Origin of the sequence: Herbiconiux sp. VKM Ac-1786 (genome assembly GCF_015350805.1) — a bacterium.
Classification (GTDB): Bacteria; Actinomycetota; Actinomycetes; order Actinomycetales; family Microbacteriaceae; genus Herbiconiux.
Genome location: NZ_JADKSG010000001.1, coordinates 794,386 through 812,465 on the forward strand (window position 1 = coordinate 794,386; position 18,080 = coordinate 812,465).

The 18,080-nt window shown below is 72.6% G+C and carries 21 protein-coding genes; 8 read left to right on the top strand and 13 right to left on the bottom strand.

Annotation, left to right across the window (positions count from 1 at the left end; all coding sequences use genetic code 11):
- Nucleotides 1-28: 28 nt before the first annotated feature.
- Entirely contained in the window at nucleotides 29-754 is a 726-nt protein-coding gene (locus tag ITJ64_RS03930) for a 1-acyl-sn-glycerol-3-phosphate acyltransferase (protein WP_194679455.1), read from the bottom strand.
- A 141-nt stretch (nucleotides 755-895) separates the two neighbouring features.
- Here ITJ64_RS03930 and ITJ64_RS03935 point away from each other — a divergent pair, with 141 nt between their 5' ends.
- Complete coding sequence (locus ITJ64_RS03935) at nucleotides 896-1,603, top strand: DUF3105 domain-containing protein (RefSeq protein ID WP_194679456.1); 708 nt, start codon at nucleotides 896-898, stop codon at nucleotides 1,601-1,603.
- 5 nt (nucleotides 1,604-1,608) lie between these two features.
- On the top strand, nucleotides 1,609-2,397 hold the full coding sequence (locus tag ITJ64_RS03940; protein WP_370545020.1) for a DUF305 domain-containing protein: 789 nt from the start codon (nucleotides 1,609-1,611) through the stop codon (nucleotides 2,395-2,397).
- Nucleotides 2,398-2,429: 32 nt separating this feature from the next.
- On the opposite strand, the gene ITJ64_RS03945 is transcribed toward ITJ64_RS03940, so the two are convergent.
- Entirely contained in the window at nucleotides 2,430-3,443 is a 1,014-nt protein-coding gene (locus ITJ64_RS03945) for a DUF2510 domain-containing protein (protein WP_194679457.1), read from the bottom strand.
- Nucleotides 3,444-3,693: 250 nt separating this feature from the next.
- Complete coding sequence (locus tag ITJ64_RS03950) at nucleotides 3,694-3,879, bottom strand: hypothetical protein (protein ID WP_194679458.1); 186 nt, start codon at nucleotides 3,877-3,879, stop codon at nucleotides 3,694-3,696.
- A gap of 26 nt (nucleotides 3,880-3,905) precedes the next feature.
- Here ITJ64_RS03950 and ITJ64_RS03955 point away from each other — a divergent pair, with 26 nt between their 5' ends.
- Entirely contained in the window at nucleotides 3,906-4,406 is a 501-nt protein-coding gene (locus ITJ64_RS03955; protein WP_370545021.1) for an ATP-binding cassette domain-containing protein, read from the top strand.
- Nucleotides 4,407-4,412: 6 nt separating this feature from the next.
- Here the strand turns inward: ITJ64_RS03955 and ITJ64_RS03960 are convergent, their stop codons facing one another.
- The gene (locus ITJ64_RS03960; protein ID WP_370545022.1) at nucleotides 4,413-4,868 is read right to left on the bottom strand and encodes a helix-turn-helix transcriptional regulator; all 456 of its coding nucleotides are present in this window, start codon (nucleotides 4,866-4,868) and stop codon (nucleotides 4,413-4,415) included.
- 139 nt (nucleotides 4,869-5,007) lie between these two features.
- Between ITJ64_RS03960 and ITJ64_RS03965 the strand changes: the two genes are divergently transcribed.
- The gene (locus ITJ64_RS03965) at nucleotides 5,008-5,598 is read left to right on the top strand and encodes a chloramphenicol phosphotransferase CPT family protein (protein WP_228507653.1); all 591 of its coding nucleotides are present in this window, start codon (nucleotides 5,008-5,010) and stop codon (nucleotides 5,596-5,598) included.
- On the opposite strand, the gene ITJ64_RS03970 is transcribed toward ITJ64_RS03965, so the two are convergent.
- Entirely contained in the window at nucleotides 5,595-6,008 is a 414-nt protein-coding gene (locus tag ITJ64_RS03970) for a nuclear transport factor 2 family protein (protein WP_194679459.1), read from the bottom strand. The two genes, ITJ64_RS03965 and ITJ64_RS03970, sit on opposite strands and share 4 nt — an antisense overlap.
- Nucleotides 6,009-6,104: 96 nt before the next feature.
- On the opposite strand from ITJ64_RS03970, the gene ITJ64_RS03975 reads away from it, so the two are divergent.
- On the top strand, nucleotides 6,105-6,614 hold the full coding sequence (locus ITJ64_RS03975; RefSeq protein WP_194679460.1) for a hypothetical protein: 510 nt from the start codon (nucleotides 6,105-6,107) through the stop codon (nucleotides 6,612-6,614).
- Between the two features lie 129 nt (nucleotides 6,615-6,743).
- Here the strand turns inward: ITJ64_RS03975 and ITJ64_RS03980 are convergent, their stop codons facing one another.
- The gene (locus ITJ64_RS03980; protein ID WP_194679461.1) at nucleotides 6,744-7,796 is read right to left on the bottom strand and encodes a DNA topoisomerase IB; all 1,053 of its coding nucleotides are present in this window, start codon (nucleotides 7,794-7,796) and stop codon (nucleotides 6,744-6,746) included.
- 149 nt (nucleotides 7,797-7,945) lie between these two features.
- On the opposite strand from ITJ64_RS03980, the gene ITJ64_RS03985 reads away from it, so the two are divergent.
- Both ITJ64_RS03985 and ITJ64_RS03990 read left to right on the top strand, forming a co-directional pair.
- Nucleotides 7,946-8,305, top strand: coding sequence for a nuclear transport factor 2 family protein (locus ITJ64_RS03985; RefSeq protein ID WP_194679462.1), 360 nt, complete (start codon nucleotides 7,946-7,948; stop codon nucleotides 8,303-8,305).
- An 84-nt stretch (nucleotides 8,306-8,389) separates the two neighbouring features.
- Entirely contained in the window at nucleotides 8,390-9,109 is a 720-nt protein-coding gene (locus ITJ64_RS03990) for a HEAT repeat domain-containing protein (RefSeq protein WP_194679463.1), read from the top strand.
- On the opposite strand, the gene ITJ64_RS03995 is transcribed toward ITJ64_RS03990, so the two are convergent.
- The 4 genes from ITJ64_RS03995 to ITJ64_RS18780 all read right to left on the bottom strand — a co-directional run bounded on the left by ITJ64_RS03995 (nucleotide 9,106) and on the right by ITJ64_RS18780 (nucleotide 13,966).
- Entirely contained in the window at nucleotides 9,106-9,489 is a 384-nt protein-coding gene (locus ITJ64_RS03995) for a cupin domain-containing protein (protein ID WP_194679464.1), read from the bottom strand. The two genes, ITJ64_RS03990 and ITJ64_RS03995, sit on opposite strands and share 4 nt — an antisense overlap.
- 94 nt (nucleotides 9,490-9,583) lie before the next feature.
- Nucleotides 9,584-11,713, bottom strand: a complete 2,130-nt coding sequence (gene recQ, locus ITJ64_RS04000) for a DNA helicase RecQ (protein WP_194679465.1) — start codon at nucleotides 11,711-11,713, stop codon at nucleotides 9,584-9,586.
- A 94-nt stretch (nucleotides 11,714-11,807) separates the two neighbouring features.
- Entirely contained in the window at nucleotides 11,808-13,619 is a 1,812-nt protein-coding gene (locus ITJ64_RS04005) for a thiamine pyrophosphate-binding protein (RefSeq protein ID WP_370545023.1), read from the bottom strand.
- On the bottom strand, nucleotides 13,616-13,966 hold the full coding sequence (locus ITJ64_RS18780; protein WP_228507655.1) for a PLD nuclease N-terminal domain-containing protein: 351 nt from the start codon (nucleotides 13,964-13,966) through the stop codon (nucleotides 13,616-13,618). Before ITJ64_RS18780 ends, ITJ64_RS04005 begins: the two co-directional genes overlap by 4 nt.
- A gap of 230 nt (nucleotides 13,967-14,196) precedes the next feature.
- Here ITJ64_RS18780 and ITJ64_RS04010 point away from each other — a divergent pair, with 230 nt between their 5' ends.
- Nucleotides 14,197-14,526, top strand: a complete 330-nt coding sequence (locus ITJ64_RS04010; protein WP_194679467.1) for a DUF4229 domain-containing protein — start codon at nucleotides 14,197-14,199, stop codon at nucleotides 14,524-14,526.
- A 40-nt stretch (nucleotides 14,527-14,566) separates the two neighbouring features.
- On the opposite strand, the gene ITJ64_RS04015 is transcribed toward ITJ64_RS04010, so the two are convergent.
- Genes ITJ64_RS04015 through ITJ64_RS04025 form a run of 3 tightly spaced genes read right to left on the bottom strand, consistent with a single transcriptional unit; the run spans nucleotide 14,567 to nucleotide 17,998 of the window.
- A complete protein-coding gene (locus tag ITJ64_RS04015) occupies nucleotides 14,567-15,553 on the bottom strand; it encodes a 1,4-dihydroxy-2-naphthoate polyprenyltransferase (RefSeq protein ID WP_194679468.1) in 987 nt (328 codons plus the stop codon).
- Nucleotides 15,554-15,564: 11 nt separating this feature from the next.
- A complete protein-coding gene (locus ITJ64_RS04020; protein ID WP_194679469.1) occupies nucleotides 15,565-17,028 on the bottom strand; it encodes an AMP-binding protein in 1,464 nt (487 codons plus the stop codon).
- Between the two features lie 52 nt (nucleotides 17,029-17,080).
- On the bottom strand, nucleotides 17,081-17,998 hold the full coding sequence (locus tag ITJ64_RS04025; protein WP_194679470.1) for a 1,4-dihydroxy-2-naphthoyl-CoA synthase: 918 nt from the start codon (nucleotides 17,996-17,998) through the stop codon (nucleotides 17,081-17,083).
- Nucleotides 17,999-18,080: the final 82 nt, after the last annotated feature.

Consider the following 18,080-nt stretch of genomic DNA (forward strand, 5'->3'; position numbering starts at 1 on the left):
GGGCGGGGCGCGGTCGGGCCGGCCCCGGTCAGTCGGGGGTCGCGCCGCCCGGGTCGTTGCGGTGCATCGCGCGGCGCACGCGCTCGACCACGCCCGAGGCGGGCGGCTCGTTGTAGGCGTTCGCGGGCTCCTGGCCCGACATCGCGGCGATGGCCGCCATCACGTCGTCGGTCAGCCTCCGTCGCGCCCGCGCCGAGCCGGCCTCGCCGTAGCCCGCCGACTCGATCGGCTCGCCGAAGCGGATGGTCACCGGCGTCACGCGGGGAACGCGCGCGCCGTCGGGTTGGAGGTTCTCGGTGCCGCTCAGCGCGACCGGCACGATCGGGCATCCGGTGGTCAGGCCCAGCCACGCGACCCCCGTGCGCCCCCGATAGAGCCGGCCGTCGCGGGAGCGGGTGCCCTCGGGATAGATGGCGAACGCGCCGCCCGCCTCGAGCACCTCGCGGCCGCGCTCGAGCGAGTCCTGGGCCGCCGTGGCGCTCTCGCGGTCGACCGGGATCGCGCCGATCGACTCGAAGAACGTCTTCGACACGCGCCCCTTCAGCCCCTCGCCGGTGAAGTACTCCTGCTTGGCGAGGAAGCGCACGTCGCGCGGGGCGATCACGGTGATCACCACGCTGTCCATGAAGCTGAGGTGGTTGCTCGCCAGCAGCACGGCGCCCTCGCGCGGAACGAGCTCCCGCCCGATCACGATGGGCCGGTAGACGGCGCCGGCGAGGGGACGGGCGAGGCCCCGGGCGATCGTCTTGAACATGCCCCGATGCTCGCACGAGTCGCATGCCGTGCGGGCTATGGTGCTGCTCACTGCTTTTCGCTGCTCACTGCGTTTTCATAGGCGGCTGCGGCATCCTCATAATGGTTGTCGCTTCAACCTGCCCTGCTCCCGTTCGTCGAAATGAGACCCGTGCCCTCCGAACCCTCCTCCTCCGCCGTGCCCCCGAAGGCCAAAGACCAGGCCAAGAAGCTCACGGTCAAGCAGGAGCGCGAAGCCCGCCGCGCCGAGAAGGTCGCGCAGATGGTCGCGCAGCAGAAGAAGCAGCAGCGCAACCGCCGCATCGGCATCTTCGGCGGTGCCGCGGCCGGCCTGATCGCGCTCGGACTCGTCATCACCTTCGTGGTCACGAGCGCCGAGCCCAAGGTCGACCCGGCGTCGATCTCGATCGGCGAGCTGCAAACCTACGACAACCTCACCTCGAACCACGTCTCGACCACCGTCGACTACGCGCAGACTCCTCCGGCGGGCGGCGACCACAACGCGGTCTGGCTGAACTGCGGTGTCTACGACCAGCAGGTGCCCAACGAGAATGCCGTGCACGCGCTCGAGCACGGCGCCGTCTGGGTCACCTACGATCCCGCCCTCGTCGACGAGGCCGGCGTCGAGACCCTGCGCTCGAAGCTGCCCGACACCTACGTCGTGCTCTCGCCCTACGAGGGCATCGCCGCCCCCGTCGTCGCCTCCGCCTGGGGCAACCAGGTCTTCCTCGACGGTGTCGACGACGAGCGCCTCGGCGACTTCGTGCAGAAGTTCTGGCGCTCGAACGACGCCCCCGAGCCCGGCGCCGCGTGCACCGGCGGGCTCGACGCGGCCGGCAAGGTGGCCTGAGCCGGGTGCCCGACACCACGCCTGCTGACTCCTCGCTCGCCGGTTCCTCGCTGGTGACCGGGGCTCCGGATGCTCGGCGCCCCTCGCGCGGCCGCCTCACCCTCGCGGCGATCGTGGCCGCGGTGCTCGTGGCGGTCGTGGCGTTCTCGGCCGGCTGGCTCGCCGCGCCCCGCACCGCGACGCCCACGGACACCGGCGTCGAGGCCGGCTTCGCCCGCGACATGCAGACCCACCACGACCAGGCCGTCCAGATGGCCCTGATCATCCGCGACCAGAGCGACGACCCGGCCATCCGCTCGCTGGCCTACGACATCGCGACCTCGCAGGCGCAGCAGTCGGGCCAGATGTACGCGTGGCTGAACTCCTGGGGCCTCCCCCAGGCCTCGACCCAGCCCGAGATGACGTGGATGCTCCAGCCCACCCTCGACGGCTCCGACGCCCACGGCCACGGCGCCGCTGCCTCGGCCTCCACGGCCGGGCCTTCCCCCGACGGCGACGCCGTCGCCCCCGCGGCCGGCACCACCGGCACTCCCGCGCCCATGGTGCCCGGCGAGCCCATGCCGGGCATGGCGACCTCCGCCGACCTCGACCGCCTCGCCTCCCTCACCGGCACCGAGGCCGAGACCCTCTTCCTCCAGCTGATGATCGCCCACCACCAGGGCGGCGTCGAGATGGCCGAGGCGGCGCTCTCCCGCACCACGAACCCGCTCGTCACCGCCCTGGCGAAGGCCATCGTCTTCGCCCAGTCGGGCGAGATCCAGTACATGCAGGAGCTCCTGGCCGCCCGCACCTGACCGCATCCCGACCCGGCTGCACCGCACCAGGGTCAGAACGAGATGAAATTGCCGTTGTCGTAGATGAGGAAGCTCTGCGCCGCCTCGGGGACGATGTAGGCCGTGACCCCGGTGAAGGACGACCCGGGGTAGAGCGTCGGACCGTCACTCATCGACGACATCCCGTCACCCAGCACGAGGAACTCGCTGTCGTAGCGGTTGCCCTCCGCCGTGGCGAGCGACAGGTCCCACTCGGCCAGCGACGGCTCCACGCCGTCGGGATCGATCCCCGTCATCGTCAACTGGACGACCACGTACTTGAACCCGGCCGGGGCGTCACTGTTGAACTGGTTCCACTCCTTGACGAGGGCGTTGGCGTTCGCGTCGACGACGGAGGCGCTGAGGGAGTACTTCTCGCCGCCGAAGATGCCCTTCGCCACGTACGGCTGAGGATAGGGGTTCGTTGCCGACCCCAGGTCGGCGGCCGGCGCCGCGGGCTTCGCCGGCTCGGGCTTCGCCGGCTCCGGTTCGGCGGCCGGCTGCTCGGCCGCGCTCGGAGCCGGGGTCGCGGTCGCTGCCGGTTCCGCCGCCGGGGCGGCCGTCTGCTCGACCGACGTCTCGAGCGGCACGCTCACGACGATCTCGTCCTGGCCCGACGAGGTGGGGTTGCTCAACGCGGCGCCGAAGACGATCGCGACGATGAGACCGGTCAGAGCCGCGATGGCCCCGAGCGCCAGTCCGATGAAAGCCAGCACCCGGGGCTGCTTGTTCTTCAGGGCGAACACGGCGAGCAGCACGGCACCGACGCCGAGCAGCAGGCCGAGCCAGGGAACCAGGCCCGTGAGGAACGCCACGATCCCGACGATGAGCGCGGCGATCGCGAGCCCCTGAGGCGTCGCACGAGAGGGAGCCGCCGGAGCTCCGACCGGCGGAGCCTCCAGAACGGCGACGGGGACGGGTGCCGCCGGAGCCGGCACCTGGTCGTGCCACGACGCCCCGTCCCAGTACCGGAGCTCATTGTTCGCGTGCGGTGCCGGATACCAACCGGCAGGCGTCGATTCAGACATATGTAGTTTTCCCCCAACGTGGCGCAGCGCCGATCGGCGCCGTTGAAACCTACCGGAGCGCGTCCGTCCTCGGCTCGCCCCAGAACTGGGGATTCCACGGCGCCCGGTCGACCGACACAGAGGCGGGAATACCCCGCGGGTGTAGGCGTACTACGCCCGGATCTGCTCGACGCTCATCAACGAGTACGGCGAACCCTCCGGCGGCCCGGCCGCGTCGGGTGTGCCCCCGTGCTCGTCTATGCCATCGGGGCTACTCCTCGTCGGAGGTCGAGGTCGCCCCGTCGACCACCACGATGAGCGCCTCCACCGCGGCGAGCAGGTTGTGCAGCGCCTGCTGCGACACGAACTCGTCGGGCAGCTGCTGGATGTCGAACGCGGCGGCGCTGGCGTACTTGCGGGCGTCGGCGAGCGCCGACTCCTCACGGAATGTGGCCACGGGGAACCCCTTTCGTCTGGACTGGTGTGCGACAGTCTCGCGTGCGGCGGGCGGGCGCGCATCCGACATCTGACGCATCGATCGACGGATGCGCGTACCGCTACGTCTTCGCACGGATGCGCTCGACCGGCCCACGCGGAATCATCGTGCGGAGCGTCATCGCGGCGCCGGGGAGGACCGCCGGCGGCAGCGGCGGCGAGCCGGTCGAGGTGCTGCACGGCATCTCGCTGACGGTCGCGCCCGGCGAGCTGGTGAGCGTCGTCGGGCCGAGCGGCTCGGGCAAGTCGACGCTGCTGTACTGCCTCGCCGGCCTCGAACGCCCGAGCCGGGGCGCCGTGCGCATCGGCGGCGTCGACACCACGGCGCTCTCGGCGCGACGGTTCGCGCAGCAGCGGCGCAGCACCATCGCGTTCGTCTTCCAGTCGTACAACCTCATCCCCTCGCTGACCGCGGCGCAGAACGTGATCCTCCCCGCCCGGCTGGCGCGGCGGGCGGTCACCCTCGTCGAGGTGCTCAGCAGGGCGTGACGGGTTTCAGGCCATCCTCTGGTCGTCAGAGCCCCGGCCTCGCACGGTCGGGGTGGGAGTGGGCCCCGCCTGGTCCGGGCCGGGGCCCGCCTGGTCCGGGCCGGGGTCTCGCATGGTCTGGGCCGGGTAGGCGCCGTAGCGCGCCAGGTACAGGGCGGCGAAGCGCGAGGGGTGCGTGAAGTGCCACAGGCGGGCGATCTCGTTCACCGTCGTCGTCGTGCGGCCCGTCTGCCGCCGCGTGGCCTCCGTCACGAGGTCGTCGTGGGCCCGGGCCAGGCGCACCCGGCGCAGGTAGGTCAGGGGCGTCGTGCCGAGGGTGGCCCGGAAGGCGTGCTGCAGGCCGCGCTCGGAGAGATGCGCCGCGGCGGCGATCTGCGCGATCCCGATCGGCTCCCCGGCCTCGGCATGGATGAACCGGCAGGCGATCGCGACCGAGTCGTTGTGGTGCACCGGGTACTGCACGCGGCCCCCTCGCCTGGCAGGCGCGATGCCTGCCCGCCGACCCTACGGCGCGGGCTCGACGCGGTGCGCGGGTTGTCGCGCCGAGGTGGCTACCTGTCGCGAAATGCCCCAAGGCAGGGGCACGATCTACGATCGAGGCATGCCAGCGACAACGAGCGCCAGGATGATCGTGCTCAACGGCGGGTCGAGCTCGGGCAAGTCGTCCGTGGCCCGCGCGCTGCAGGAGCTCCTGCCCGGGATCTGGCTGACGTTCGGCGTCGACACCTTCATCGAGGCCCTCCCCGGCCGCGGCGACAGCCCGCGATCCGGCATCGTCTTCGATGCAGACGGCGCCGTGCTGCTCAGCGACGAGTACACGCGACTCGAAGACGCCTGGTACTCCGGACTCGGTTCGATGGTCGCCTCGGGGGCTGACGTCATCCTCGACGAGGTGCTGCTGTCCGGGAGCGCCGGACAGCGACGCCTTCGCGCGGCGCTCGGTGCCGAGACGCTGATCTGGGTCGGCGTCCGCTGCGATCCCGACGTCGCGGCGGCACGCGAGGCCGCACGCGGCGATCGGGTGGCGGGCATGGCGCGGCGGCAGGCATCCGCCGTCCACACCGGCGTCTCCTACGACGTGGAGGTCGACACCACGTCCCACTCACCCGCTGAGTGCGCCCGGGTCATCGCCGACTTCCTGCGCTCGACCACTCCGCAGGCCGCCGAGGAGGCGCCCGACTCGACCGGCTAGTGGCCTTCGGCCTGGTAGACCTTCCGGAACGCGTCCTTGCGGGCGATCTTCCCGTCGCGGAACTCGTAGATGTCGCAGCCGCGCGTGGTCAGGATCTTCCCGTCCGGGCCCGCCCCCGTGAACGACCAGGTGGCCGCACCGCGGGTCCCGGCGATGATGGGGTTCTCCTCCTCGTGCCGCTCCTGCCCCGTGTCGAAGGCGAGCATCAGCGCGAAGCCCTCCCGCACCTGCTCCTTCCCCGACCAGGTCTGACCGGGCTCAGGGCCGACGGATGCGCTGTAGACGCAGTCGTCGGTGACGTGGCTCATCAGAGCGTCGAGGTCGCGGCGGGTCCAGGCGTCGCTGAACGCCGCCAGCACCTCGGGCGTCATGTGACTCGTGCTGTTCTCGGACGGAGAGGAATCGGTCATGAGTGAACTCTGGCATCGACCCGCCCCGAAGTCCCGAAAATCTTGCTCCGTGCGTATTCTGGGCCTCAAGCCCGCCGCCGTGCCAGGGAGAACACGATGACTCCAGCCTCACCGACCGATCCGCCGGAGACCGCTCTCGCCCGCCGCGCGGTGCTGCGGGCCGCCGTCTGGAGCGCTCCGGTCGTGGCGCTCGCCGTCGCCACCCCGCTGGCCGCGGCATCGATCGTCGACGTGGGCGCGTACCGCCTGACCTCCTCCTGCTCGGTGCCGGGATCGGGCCGCCCCGGTCTCCTCCTCACGGCCGGTCCCACCGCGGCGGTGCCCGAGCGCACGACGATCTCCGTCTCCGTCACGGGCGTGACGACGATCGGCGAGCTCACCGTCACCGGCGTCGGCGCGATCGTCAACGACCTGGGTGCCACGTCCCGCCTCGTCGTGCTGACGTCGCCGCTGCCGGCCGGCGCGACGATGACGATCAGCACGACCCTGTCGACCTCGATCACCACCCGGTGGACGCTCCGGGCCGCCTCGACCCTGCCGCGAGACCACGTCGCCACCGGAGCCACCCCCGACGCCACCCTCAGCTCCCTCAGCTGCCGCGCCTGAGAGCAGTCCGCCCGACGCGGCCGCGGTCGGCATCCACGAGCGCCACCCAGCCCGCCCCGGCGGCGGTCAGCCGCGCCATCCCGGCCAGCGGCTGGCGACAGCGTCGCTGCGGGATGCGCTCGGCCGCGGCTAGCCCGCGATCGCGGTGAGTCGGTGCAGCTCGGCGACGACGGCCGCCACGAGGGTGTCGTCGCCGAGCGCGGTGCGGAGCTCGGCCGGCCCGGCTGCGGCGAGCGCCTCGACCGCCGCTCGCACCGATGGCGCGCGCCCCGCCTCGAGGGCCGACGGATGCACGTACGAGCGCCGCGCGACCGCGCGGGTGTTGCCCAGCAGCTCGGCCGCCGCGTCGTACGCCCGCAGATCGGGGCGGGCCGAGCGGGTGCCGCCGGGCGGCACGGCCCCCGCCGTGACGGCCGCCGCCGCCGCGGTGCCGCCCCAGGTGCGGAAGGTCTTGGCGGTGGCGGGCGCCGTCGTGGCCCCGTGGATGTACGCGTTGACCGCCGCGCTGCCGACCACGTAGCGGCCGCCCGCCGCTTCGACCGAGAAGAGCGGGTCGTCGTCGCCGGGCGCATCCGCCACCAGTCGCTCGATCACCCGGGCGACCGGTTCGTCGACGACGACCACGTGCCAGGGCCGGTGCTCCTTGCCGATGAAGGTGAACTCGATGGCGGGGCCGTCGACGCGGACGTGCCGCGGGGTGAGCGTCGTCAGCCCGTAGGTGTGGTTGTCGCGGGCGTAGCGCTCGGTGCCGACGCGGAAGAGTCCGCAGTCGATCAGGCGCACGGCCGCGGCGGTGGCGCGGCGGACCGCGTGGGCGGGGTCGTCCGCATCGGCGAGCAGGTGCTGCTCGACCCGGGTGCGCAACGCGGGCAGGGAGGCGCCGAACGGGAGCAGTTCGGCGAACTTGTGCACGGCGGCGTCCTGCTGCGCCGCTGTGGAGTAGCGGTACTGGGTGCGGCCGCGGGCGTCGACGCCGGTGGCCTGCACGCGCGCCTCCGGGTCGGGTGACGCCCAGACGTCGCGCCAGGCCGGGGGGATGCTCAGCGCCGCCAGACGGGCGAGCGTACCCGCGTCGGTCACGGGTGATCCGTCGTCGTCGACCCAGCCCGGGGCGGGAGCGTTCCGTCGGTGCAGACCGGTGGCCCGGCAGAGCCGCGCGGCCGAGGGGAGCGAAGACTGCATACCCGACCGTAGTCATGCGAGCGCTCGGGCGCGGTACGTCAGATGACGGTTGTGAGCGGGCGCGCATCCGCGGGATGGTTCTGAGGGAGCAGTAAGCAGGCGGCCGTCTTCACGGAGGACGGTCCTATTTCGAGAGAGATGAGACGACCATGACCGACCAGATCGAGACCCTGATGAAGGCCAACCTGCACGAGGTCTTCGGCCAGCGCGACCCCGCCCTGAGGCGCGCTGCGATCGAGCGCACCTACACCGAGGACGTGGTGTTCCTCGACCCCGACGAGGTCGTCGAAGGCTGGGACGCCCTGGACGCCAAGGCCGGAGCGCTGCTCGAGGGCGCCCCCGGCTTCGTGTTCTCGGAGGCCGGCTCGATCTACGTCAACCACGACATGGGGTACCTGGCGTGGAACCTGGGGCCCGAGGGGCAGCCGCCGGTGGTGCGGGGTGTGGACTCGTGCTTCATCCGCGACGGGCGCATCGCGAAGGTGTACACGCTGCTGCTGAAGGACTGACCTCCTCCCGCTCGCCCGGCCCGCCGTCGTACGCTGGACGACGACGGGCCGAGCGGCGCGCCCGTCCGGTGGGAGGTCGGGGCGATGAGCGACACGGACACGACCGGTGCCGCCTCGCGTCTCCGGCTCGCCCTCAGCGCCCCGGATGCGTCGTCCCGCCTGCAGGCCGCGCTCACCGCGGGCACCCGGCCGGCCGACGCCTATGCGCGGGTGCTCGTCGGCCAGTGCCGGGTCGAGCCCGACTTCTTCGTGCGGGACATGCTCACCTGGGCGCTCACCCGCCACGACCGCGACACCGTGGTCGAGCTGCTCCTGCCGGAGCTCGACTCCCCGATCGCCCAGGCCCGCAGCCAGGCTCTGCACACGCTGTCGAAGGTCGGCGACCCGCGCGCGTTCCCGGCGATCACGGTCGCCCTGCTGACGGATGCCGACGACATCGTCGCCCGCAACGCCTGGCGCACCGCCTCGGGCCTGGCGCCCGACGACGCGCACCGGGCCTCCCTTGCCACCACCCTGGTGACCCAGCTCGGGCGCGGTGACCGCGACCTCCGGCTCAGCCTGACGCAGTCGTTCGTGCGCCTCGGCGAAGCGTCGCGCGCCGCTCTCGACACCGCGTCGACGGATGCCCGCCCCGACGTCCGGGCCCACGCCCTCGCCACGGCGCACCTGCTCGCCGACCCCGAGGCCGACTTCGACGTGGCGATGGCAGCCGCCGTCGCTGCCGCCCGCGAGCAGGCGCCGCAGACCTCTGCCCCGCCGGCCACCCCCGACGACCGCACGGGCTCCGACTGGATTCCCGACTAGCGGAAGTCGCCCAGCTGACGATCGAGGGGCACGGTTCCTTCCACGGTGACGTCGCCCGTGTGGGCGGTGGTGACCGTCTCGATCAGGACGATGTGCACCTCCTCCTTCGCCACGGGGTTGTGCTGCACGCCTCGGGGCACGATGTAGAACTGCCCCGGCCCGAGCTCGACGTCGTCGGCGCCCTCGAGCTGGATGACCAGGTGGCCCGAGACGACGAGGAACATCTCGTCCTCGTTCTCGTGGGCGTGCCAGACGAGCTCGCCGAGAAGCTTCGCGACCTTCACGTACTGGTCGTTCACCCGCCCGACGACCCGCGGGGTCCAGTGCGCGGTCACCCGCTCGAGCTCGGCGGCGATGTCGGTCGCAACGAAAGACGTCATCCCCCGAGTCTGCCGCCTCCCCCGCGCCTCCCGCCACCGCCCCACCCCGCGCCGCGCGCTCAGGAGCAAGCGACCCCATCCCAGGGCCGGGCACTCAGGGGTACAGCGGCGGAGCGTCCTCGTCGTCGTACGGGGGCGCCTCGTCGTAGATCGCGTCGGGCGGCACGTCGTCGAACGGCGGCACATCGTCGAAGGGAGGCTCGGCGGCAGCCGTGAACCGGGACGCACCCGGCCGCCGATTGCCGTCGCGCCGCGCGCCGCCCGAGGAGCGGCCTCGACCGCTCGAGCCACGAGCGCCGGTCGACGCGGGTGCAGCCGAGGGAGCAGCCTCACCGTCGGAATCGGGGGCCGGGAGCGACGCGGGGTCGAAGGTGCCCGCCGTGACGACCTCGACGAGGCCGGCACCGTAGGACTCCCGCTTGCGGTCGCCGATGCCCGCGATGCCCTCGAGGGCCGAGACCGTGCCGGGGCGCAGCGACGCGACCGCCGCGAGCGTCGCGTCGTGGAACACCACGTAGGCCGGCACCCCCTGCTGCTTCGCCGTGGCCGCCCGCCAGGCGCGCAGCTCCTCGAACAGCGCCGCATCGGCCTCGCTGAGATCGTCTTTCGCCGCGGACCGGCTGCCGCCGCGCGAGGAGCCCGACCCCGAGCTCGATCCGCCGCGGGTCGCCACGCGCTCGGCCTCCTTGCGCAGCTGCACCGTGCGCGCGCCCGAGAGCACCGCCGCGCTGTCGGCCGTGATGACGAGCGTGCCGTAGCCGTCGTCGTTCACCGCGAGCAGCCCCTGCGCCAGCAGCTGCCGCACGACCCCGCGCCACTGCTGCTCGCTCAGCTCGGTGCCGATGCCCCAGGTGCTCAGCTCGTCGTGCTTCCACTGCCCGACCCGTTCGGTGCGCTTGCCCCGCAGGATGTCGACGAGGTGACCCGCGCCGAAGCGCTGGTTGCGCTCGCGGTCGAGCCGCACGACGGTCGAGAGCAGCTTCTGGGCCGCCACCGTGCCGTCCCACGACTCGGGCGGCGTCAGGCACGTGTCGCAGTTGCCGCACGGCTCGCTCTTCTGCCCGAAGTAGCCGAGCAGGTTCTGCCGCCGGCAGCTCACGGTCTCGCAGAGCGCGAGCATCGCGTCGAGGTGCGCCGACAACCGGCGCCGGTGCGCGAGGTCGCCCGGCGACTCGTCGATCATGCGGCGCTGCTGCACGACGTCGTTCAGTCCGTACGCCATCCACGCCGTGGACGGCAGACCGTCGCGGCCCGCGCGCCCGGTCTCCTGGTAGTACCCCTCGACCGACTTGGGCAGGTCGATGTGCGCCACGAACCGCACGTCGGGCTTGTCGATGCCCATGCCGAAGGCGATGGTGGCAACGATCACGACACCCTCGTCGCGGAGGAACCGCGCCTGGGTCTGCGCCCGCAGCCGCGAGTCGAGGCCCGCGTGGTAGGGCATGGCGTCGACCCCGTTCGCCGCCAGGAACTGCGCCGTCTTCTCGACGGTGTTGCGCGACATCGCGTAGACGATGCCCGCGTCGCCCGAGTGCTCCGAGCGGATGAACGACAGCAGCTGCTTGCGCACCTCGACCTTCGGGTCGATGCGGTACTGGATGTTCGGCCGGTCGAAGCTCGCCACGAAGTGCTTCGCCTCGCCCATCGACAGCCGCTGCGTGATCTCTTTGTGAGTGGCCTCGGTGGCCGTGGCCGTGAGGGCGATGCGCGGCACGTCGGGCCAGCGCTCGGCCAGCTCGGCGAGCGCGAGGTAGTCGGGCCGGAAGTCGTGCCCCCACTGCGACACGCAGTGCGCTTCGTCGATGGCGAAGAGCGCGATGTCGCCGCTTTCGAGGAAGCGCTTGGTGCTCTCGCTCGACAGCCGCTCGGGAGCCACGTAGAGCAGGTCGAGATCGCCGGCGAGGTAGTCGCGCTCGACGCCGGCGCGCTCACCCGCATCCTGCGTGGAGTTGAGGAACGCCGCCTTCACACCGACGGCCTTCATGGCCTCGACCTGGTCGTGCATGAGCGCGATCAGAGGCGAGACGACGACCCCCGTGCCGTGCCGCACGAGCGACGGCACCTGGTAGCAGAGCGACTTGCCCGCACCCGTGGGCATGAGCACCACGGCGTCGCCGCCCCCGATGACGTGATCGATGACCTCCGCCTGGTCGCCTCGGAACGAGTCGTACCCGAAGACCCGGCTGAGGGTCTCGAGAGCTGCGGATGCGGTTGTTTCGGTCACGGGTCGAGCCTAGTTCGCGGGGCTGACAGCGAGGTCGCCGGGGCGGTTCTGTGGAGAAGATCCGGAGTCGCCGCGATGGTGCAGGACGGGACGCTCAGCGCGAGAGCGGCACCTCGAGCAGGCTGAAGCCCGCAGGGGGAGATGCGAGGGCCGAGTCGAGGTCTCCCCGGGTGGAGACGGTGCGGTACGACCATCCGAAAGCCTGCGCCAGGGCGGCCAGATCGACGTTCTGGGGCGTGAACATGACCCGGTCGAAGGGGTCGCGCGCCGCCGTGCCGGCCACCTCGAGGCCGTCGAAGATGGTGCCGCCGCCGTCGTTGCCGACCACGAGCTGCACTCGGGGGCGCGGCTCTCCGGGCGGCACGTTCAGGCCGCCGGCGTCGTGCAGCAGCGTGACGTCGCCGAGCAGCACGCGGGTCGTGCCCGTGCGCCCGCCCGCCGCCGAGCCCTCGGTCGCGGCGAGCGCGATGCCGATCGCGGTGGAGACGGTTCCGTCGATCCCGGCGAGGCCGCGGTTCGCGTGCACGACGATCTTCTTGCCGCCGACCGCCGTGTCGACCTCGCGGATCAGCCTCGACGCCCCCAGCACCAGCCGGTCGTGCGGCCAGGTCGCCCGCCACACGGCGTCGGCCAGGAACCGGCGCGTGACCGGAGCCCGCAGCGCCGCCAGCTCGGCCTTCGCGTACTCGCGCGCGCCGGCCACGTCGGCCGCGCCGCCCGGGATGATCAGGGGCGCGGCCACGTCGTCGGCCGCCGACTGCTCCTCGAGCAGCTCGCGCCCGGCGAAGACCCACTGCCCGGTCCAGGCCCGGGCCGCGCGGTCGCTGCGATCGTCGGGGTCGGCGGTGATCTCGTCGACGACGAGGGTCTCCGGATGCGGGACCACCGCCTCACCGTGACCCCGCACCACGATCGTGCGCACGTCGTCGCGGGCGAGGAGGGCGGGCACCTGGCGGCTGAGGGTGGGGTGTCCGAACACGACGGCGCGCTCGACCCGGCCGCCGAAGTCGGGGTGGTCGAGCAGGGTTCGGTAGGCGCTGACGAGGTTCGGGCCGAAGCGGGCGCCGCTCGAGACCTCGGCGATCAGCGGTAGGCCGGCATGCAGGGCGAAGGCGTTGGCGCGCTCGCCGGCGTCGGCCCCGGCGATGACGAGGGTGCGGGGGCCGCGGTCGAGGTGGAGGGTGCGAGGCGCTGCGACCCTGGATGCGACCGCACCGCCCAGGTGGTCGACGGATGCGTCAGCCAGGTCGTCCTCGACCGTCGCCTCCTCCGGGAGCACGTCCCCCGAGAGCGGCTCGACGAACTGCAGATTGAGATGCGCCGGTCCGGCGCCGATCATCGTCGATTCGTCACCGGCCCGCCGTGAGTCGTCGTTCCGGGTCGCGTGCCCGCCACCCCCGGGGACGGCCGGCGCCGGAGCGGACAGGGCGGCCGACAGGGCCCGGGTGGCGAGGGCTCGAGCATCCGGAAGCCGGGTGAGGGTGGGCGGGGGGACGTCGAGCTCGAAACGGGTGAAGCGGCCGAAGAGGCCCGGCTGCCACGTGGTCTGATTGGAGCCGGTGCCGCGGAGGTGCGCCGGGCGGTCGCCGCTCAGCACGATCATGGGCACGCCCGAATGGCTCGCCTCGACGACGGCGGGGAGGAGGTTCGCCACCGCCGTGCCCGAGGTGGTGACGACGAGCGCGGGCAGGCCCGACTCGCGGGCGAGGCCGAGGGCGGTGAAGGCGGCGGCCCGCTCGTCGATGCGGACGTGGAGCGTGATGCGGCCGCGCGTCTCGGCGTCGGCCAGGGCGAGGGCGAGGGCCTGCGAGCGCGAGCCCGGCGAGACGACCGCATGGCGCACGCCGAGATCGACGAAGGCGTCGACGAGCCGGTGCGCGAAGGTCGCCGCGGGGCTGACGGTCACCGTTCGGCGCGGGGGTTGTCCTGCTCGTCGTCGGTCTCGGCGAGGCGGCGCTCGAGGTCGCGGAGGCGCTCGTCGTCGTCGGGATCGCGAACAGGGCGGATGGTGCCGAGGAAGTCGGGGTCGTCGTCGGGCCCCATCGCCCGCACGGGTGGCGTGTTCGACCGGCGCCCGCGGCCGATGACCAGCCAGAGAATGCCGCCGATCGGCGTGAACAGGATGATGATGAAGACCCAGGCGACACGGGGAAGAGCTTTCACGCGCGACTTCGGCACCATCAGGCAGTCGACGAGGGCGTACACGGTGAATGCCACGACCACGATGACGAGGGCTAGGAGTACGCGAGCCATGTCGTAACTGTACCCCCGGCATCCGGGAGCGGACTGCGTGTTCGTCGTGCGCTGGGGGCGGGATTCACAGGGTCGTCCGGGTGGGTTCCGGTCGGGCTCGGGGCGGGTGCTAGGCCGGGCCGGGGCGGGGTGCTCGGCCGGGCCCGGGCGGGGTGCTCGGCCTGGCCCCGGGCAGCCCATTAGGCGGGCTTTCGAGCGGGCGGTCAGGATGCCCGTTCTAGACTCGTGGTGTGAATCCTGGACGCACGTGGCTCGTGTACACCCTCATCCGGCTGGGGATCTTCGCCGTCGTGCTCACCGTCCTCTACCTGCTGGGCATCGAACCGTGGATCGCCGCCGTGATCGCCGCGATCATCTCGCTCTGCATCTCGATCATCTTCCTGCGGAAGCCTCGCGAGGAGGCGTCGCGCACGCTCTACGAGGCGCGGCAGAACCGTGGGCAGGCGAGCCGGCCGGTGCCCGCCGCGGACTCCACGACCGCTGCACGCCGGGCGGGCTCCACCGAGGACGAGGACGTCGAGGACAGCGCCGTCGACGGCACCGACCGCCGCACTCCGTGAGTGACCGGGTGAGCAAGCCCGCCCACCCACACGCCGTGACTCAGTAGGCGAACGAGAGCCCGAGACCGACTCCGTAGAGCAGCCCGAAGAAGCTCGTGAGCTTCAGCACGGTGACGTATTCCTTGGGCGTGCGCGCGGTGAACATGATGATCGTGGCCGGCACCGTCAGCAGCAGGGTGAAGAAGACCAGCCACGCCTTCGGGTAGATCAGCGCGAAGAAGCCCAGCACGACGTAGGCGACCAGCAGCCAGACCACGTACAGGATGCGCGAGGCCGTGCGCCCGATCAGCACCGCCAGCGTGCGCTTCTTGACGAGGCGATCCTGGTCGATGTCGCGGATGTTGTTGGCCATCAGCACCGCGCAGGCGATCGCTCCGGCGGCCACTCCGCCGACCCAGCCCTCGAAGTTCACGTCGCCCGAGAGGATGAAGGTGGTGCCGGCGGTGGCGACGATACCGAAGAAGGCGAAGACGAAGATCTCGCCGAGGCCGTAGTAGCCGTAGGGGTGCTTGCCGCCGGTGTAGAACCAGCCGGCCGCGATGGCGGCGGCGCCGACGGCGAGCAGCCACCAGTGGCCGGTGATGATGACGATGGCGAGCCCGGAGGCGGCGGCCAGCCCGAAGAAGGCCAGCGCGACCACGAGCACGCGCTTCGCCGGAACGAGGCCGGACCCCGTGAGGCGGGGCGGGCCGACCCGCACGTCGTCGGTGCCGCGCACGCCGTCGGAGTAGTCGTTGGCGTAGTTGACGCCGATCTGCAGGAAGACCGCGACGAGCAGGCAGAGCGCCACGAGCGTCTTGGAGATGTCGAAGTCGCTCGCGACCATGCCGGCGCCGGTTCCGATGGCGACGGGCGCGATGCCCAGGGTGAGGGTGCGGATGCGCGCCCCCGCGATCCACGCGCCGGCCGCCGATCGCGGGCCGGCCGCGCGCGCTGTGGGCGCGCGACCCGGGGCGGGGCGGGCGCCGGTGCGCGGGGTGGCGGTGCGGGCGGGGTGGCCGGAGGGGCGCTTCTTCGTCTTGGACATCGGGCCTGATTCTATTCTCGCGACGCGGCGTCGCCTGGGAGTGGGACGGGAGCCACCCCGCCGACCCCGTGCTCCCCGCCGGGATCGGGGGCCGGGGGCGCCTGCCCTGCCGCTTGCGCCGCGCCGCTGGCCGGGGCCAGGGGCGCCTCACTGGCCGCTTGCGTCGCGCGGGGGTCGGGGGCGGGCGCGGCGACGCCGGGCGCCCCGGCCGCGACGAGACGTTCGATGAGGACCCGATCAGGCTTTCCGGATGAAAGGCGTGGAAGGTCGCGGACGTGCACGAGAGCCACGGGAGCGGCGGCGCGCCCCGCCTCGGCGACCACGGCCTCGCGGAGGCGGTCGAGGCGCGGGCCAGACAGTTCGACGACGGGCCCGTCGGCGGACGCAGCGGGGGTCGACGTGGCACCGGCCGACGCAGCTCCGGCGGCGGGGGCCTCGGTGACCACGACCGAGACCTGGCCCCAGCGGTCGCTCTCGCGGGGGACGACCACGGCCTGCTCGAAGCCGGGCTGGGCCTGGACGAGGCGTTCGACGCGGCCGAGCGAGACCTTGATGCCGCCCGAGATGATGAGGTCGTCGAGGCGGCCGGTGACGGTGACCACGCCGTCGACGACCGTGCCGGCGTCGCTCGTGCGGTACCAGCGCAGGCCCTCGTCGCTGTGGAAGCGGGCCGCCGTGAGCTCGTCGTCGCCGAGATAGCCCTCGGCCAGCGACGGGCCGGCGATCTCGAGCTCGCCCGCGTTCAGGCGCACGACGGTGCGGCCGATCGGCTGTCCGTCGTAGACGCAGCCGCCGGCGGTCTCGCTCGCCCCGTAGGTGCGCACGACGGCGAAGCCGAGGTCGAGCGCCCGCTCGCGCAGCGGATCGGGCAGGGCCTGCCCGCCGATCAGGATGGCGTCGAACCGCGCGACCGCCCGCCGGATGTCGCGGTCGGCCTCGGCCGCCTCGACCAGCCGGGCCAGCTGGGCCGGCACCAGCGAGCTGAACCGCAGCGGCAGCTCGAGCCGGCCGGCGAGGGCGGCGAAGGCCTCGGGCGAGAAGTGGCCGGGCGGATGCACGACCGGCTGCGACCCGGCGGCGATCGACCGCACCAGTACCTGCACCCCCGCCACGTAGTGCGTCGGCAGTGCGAGCAGCCACTGCCCTGGCCCACCGAGCGCCTGCTCGGACGCCGCCGCCGAGGCGAGCAGCGCGTCGGCGCTCAGCGCCACCCGCTTCGGAACCCCGGTCGACCCCGACGTCTCGATCACGAGCGCCACGGCCTTCGGCACCTCACGGGGCAGCGGCACGGCGGCCCCCGCGCCGGCATCGCCGAGCGGAGCAGCGTTCTGCATCGATGAGCCCGCCGCACCCCGCGACCCGTCACCCGCCTCGCGCGGAAGAAGCGCCGGGCCGTCGTTCGACAGCGCCTCACGCAGACGCGCGGAGAGTTCGGGGGCGGACAAACCGCTGACGACCTCGAGCGGCCGCGTCATCGGCCGACCTCCAGCCGGTGGGTGGGGTGGGTGGGGCGGGTGGGGTGCGGCATCAGTAGTGGTACGGGAAGGCCGACCAGTCGGGCGCCCGCTTCTCGAGGAAGGAGTCGCGGCCCTCGACCGCCTCGTCGCTGCCGTAGGCGAGGCGGGTGGCCTCGCCCGCGAAGATCTGCTGGCCGACCAGGCCGTCGTCGACGGCGTTGAAGGCGTATTTGAGCATGCGGATGGCCGTCGGCGACTTGCCGAGGATGATGCGGGCCCAGGCCAGCGCCTCGCCCTCGAGCTCGGCGTGCGGCACCACCTTGTTCACGGCGCCCATCTCGTAGGCGCGCTGCGCGCTGTACTCCTCGGCCAGGAAGAAGACCTCACGGGCGAGCTTCTGCCCGATCTGGCGGGCGTAGTAGGCGCTGCCGTAGCCGGCGTCGAAGGAGCCGACGTCGGCGTCGGTCTGCTTGAAGCGGCCGTGCTCGGCGCTCGCGATGGTGAGGTCGCAGACCGCGTGCAGCGAGTGGCCGCCACCGGCCGCCCAGCCCGGAACGACCGCGATGACGACCTTCGGCATGAAGCGGATGAGCCGCTGCACCTCGAGGATGTGCAGCCGGCCCGCACGCGCGGGGTCGATGCCCGCCGCCGTCTCTTCATCGGAGTACTTGTAGCCGTCGCGGCCCCGGATGCGCTGGTCGCCCCCGCTGCAGAACGCCCAGCCGCCGTCGCGCGGGCTCGGGCCGTTGCCCGTGAGCAGCACCACGCCCACCCGCGGGTTCTGCCGGGCGTCGTCGAGGGCGCTGTAGAGCTCGTCGACCGTCTTCGGCCGGAAGGCGTTGCGCACCGCGGGCCGGTTGAAGGCGATGCGCGCCACCTGACCCTCGGTGTCGAGGTGGTAGGTGATGTCGGTGAAGCCCTCGGAACCCGGGGCGACGACCCACGCGGACGGGTCGAAGATGTCGGAGACGGTGCTCTGGTCGGTCATGCTGCAAGGCTACGCGGGTCGGGCCGGGGAGTTCTTCGGCGGCGGAGATTGTGCAGAAGGCGCGAAGCCTGCGCGATTGTGC

Bases quoted from the DNA above. Each gene is read 5' to 3' on its own strand.
- ITJ64_RS03930 (WP_194679455.1), bottom strand. From the start codon at position 754: ATGTTCAAGACGATCGCCCGGGGCCTCGCCCGTCCCCTCGCCGGCGCC.
- ITJ64_RS03935 (WP_194679456.1), top strand. From the start codon at position 896: ATGAGACCCGTGCCCTCCGAACCCTCCTCCTCCGCCGTGCCCCCGAAG.
- ITJ64_RS03945 (WP_194679457.1), bottom strand. From the start codon at position 3,443: ATGTCTGAATCGACGCCTGCCGGTTGGTATCCGGCACCGCACGCGAAC.
- ITJ64_RS03965 (WP_228507653.1), top strand. From the start codon at position 5,008: ATGCCAGCGACAACGAGCGCCAGGATGATCGTGCTCAACGGCGGGTCG.
- ITJ64_RS03970 (WP_194679459.1), bottom strand. From the start codon at position 6,008: ATGACCGATTCCTCTCCGTCCGAGAACAGCACGAGTCACATGACGCCC.
- ITJ64_RS03975 (WP_194679460.1), top strand. From the start codon at position 6,105: ATGACTCCAGCCTCACCGACCGATCCGCCGGAGACCGCTCTCGCCCGC.
- ITJ64_RS03980 (WP_194679461.1), bottom strand. From the start codon at position 7,796: ATGCAGTCTTCGCTCCCCTCGGCCGCGCGGCTCTGCCGGGCCACCGGT.
- ITJ64_RS03985 (WP_194679462.1), top strand. From the start codon at position 7,946: ATGACCGACCAGATCGAGACCCTGATGAAGGCCAACCTGCACGAGGTC.
- ITJ64_RS03990 (WP_194679463.1), top strand. From the start codon at position 8,390: ATGAGCGACACGGACACGACCGGTGCCGCCTCGCGTCTCCGGCTCGCC.
- ITJ64_RS03995 (WP_194679464.1), bottom strand. From the start codon at position 9,489: ATGACGTCTTTCGTTGCGACCGACATCGCCGCCGAGCTCGAGCGGGTG.
- ITJ64_RS18780 (WP_228507655.1), bottom strand. From the start codon at position 13,966: ATGGCTCGCGTACTCCTAGCCCTCGTCATCGTGGTCGTGGCATTCACC.
- ITJ64_RS04015 (WP_194679468.1), bottom strand. From the start codon at position 15,553: ATGTCCAAGACGAAGAAGCGCCCCTCCGGCCACCCCGCCCGCACCGCC.
- ITJ64_RS04020 (WP_194679469.1), bottom strand. From the start codon at position 17,028: ATGACGCGGCCGCTCGAGGTCGTCAGCGGTTTGTCCGCCCCCGAACTC.
- ITJ64_RS04025 (WP_194679470.1), bottom strand. From the start codon at position 17,998: ATGACCGACCAGAGCACCGTCTCCGACATCTTCGACCCGTCCGCGTGG.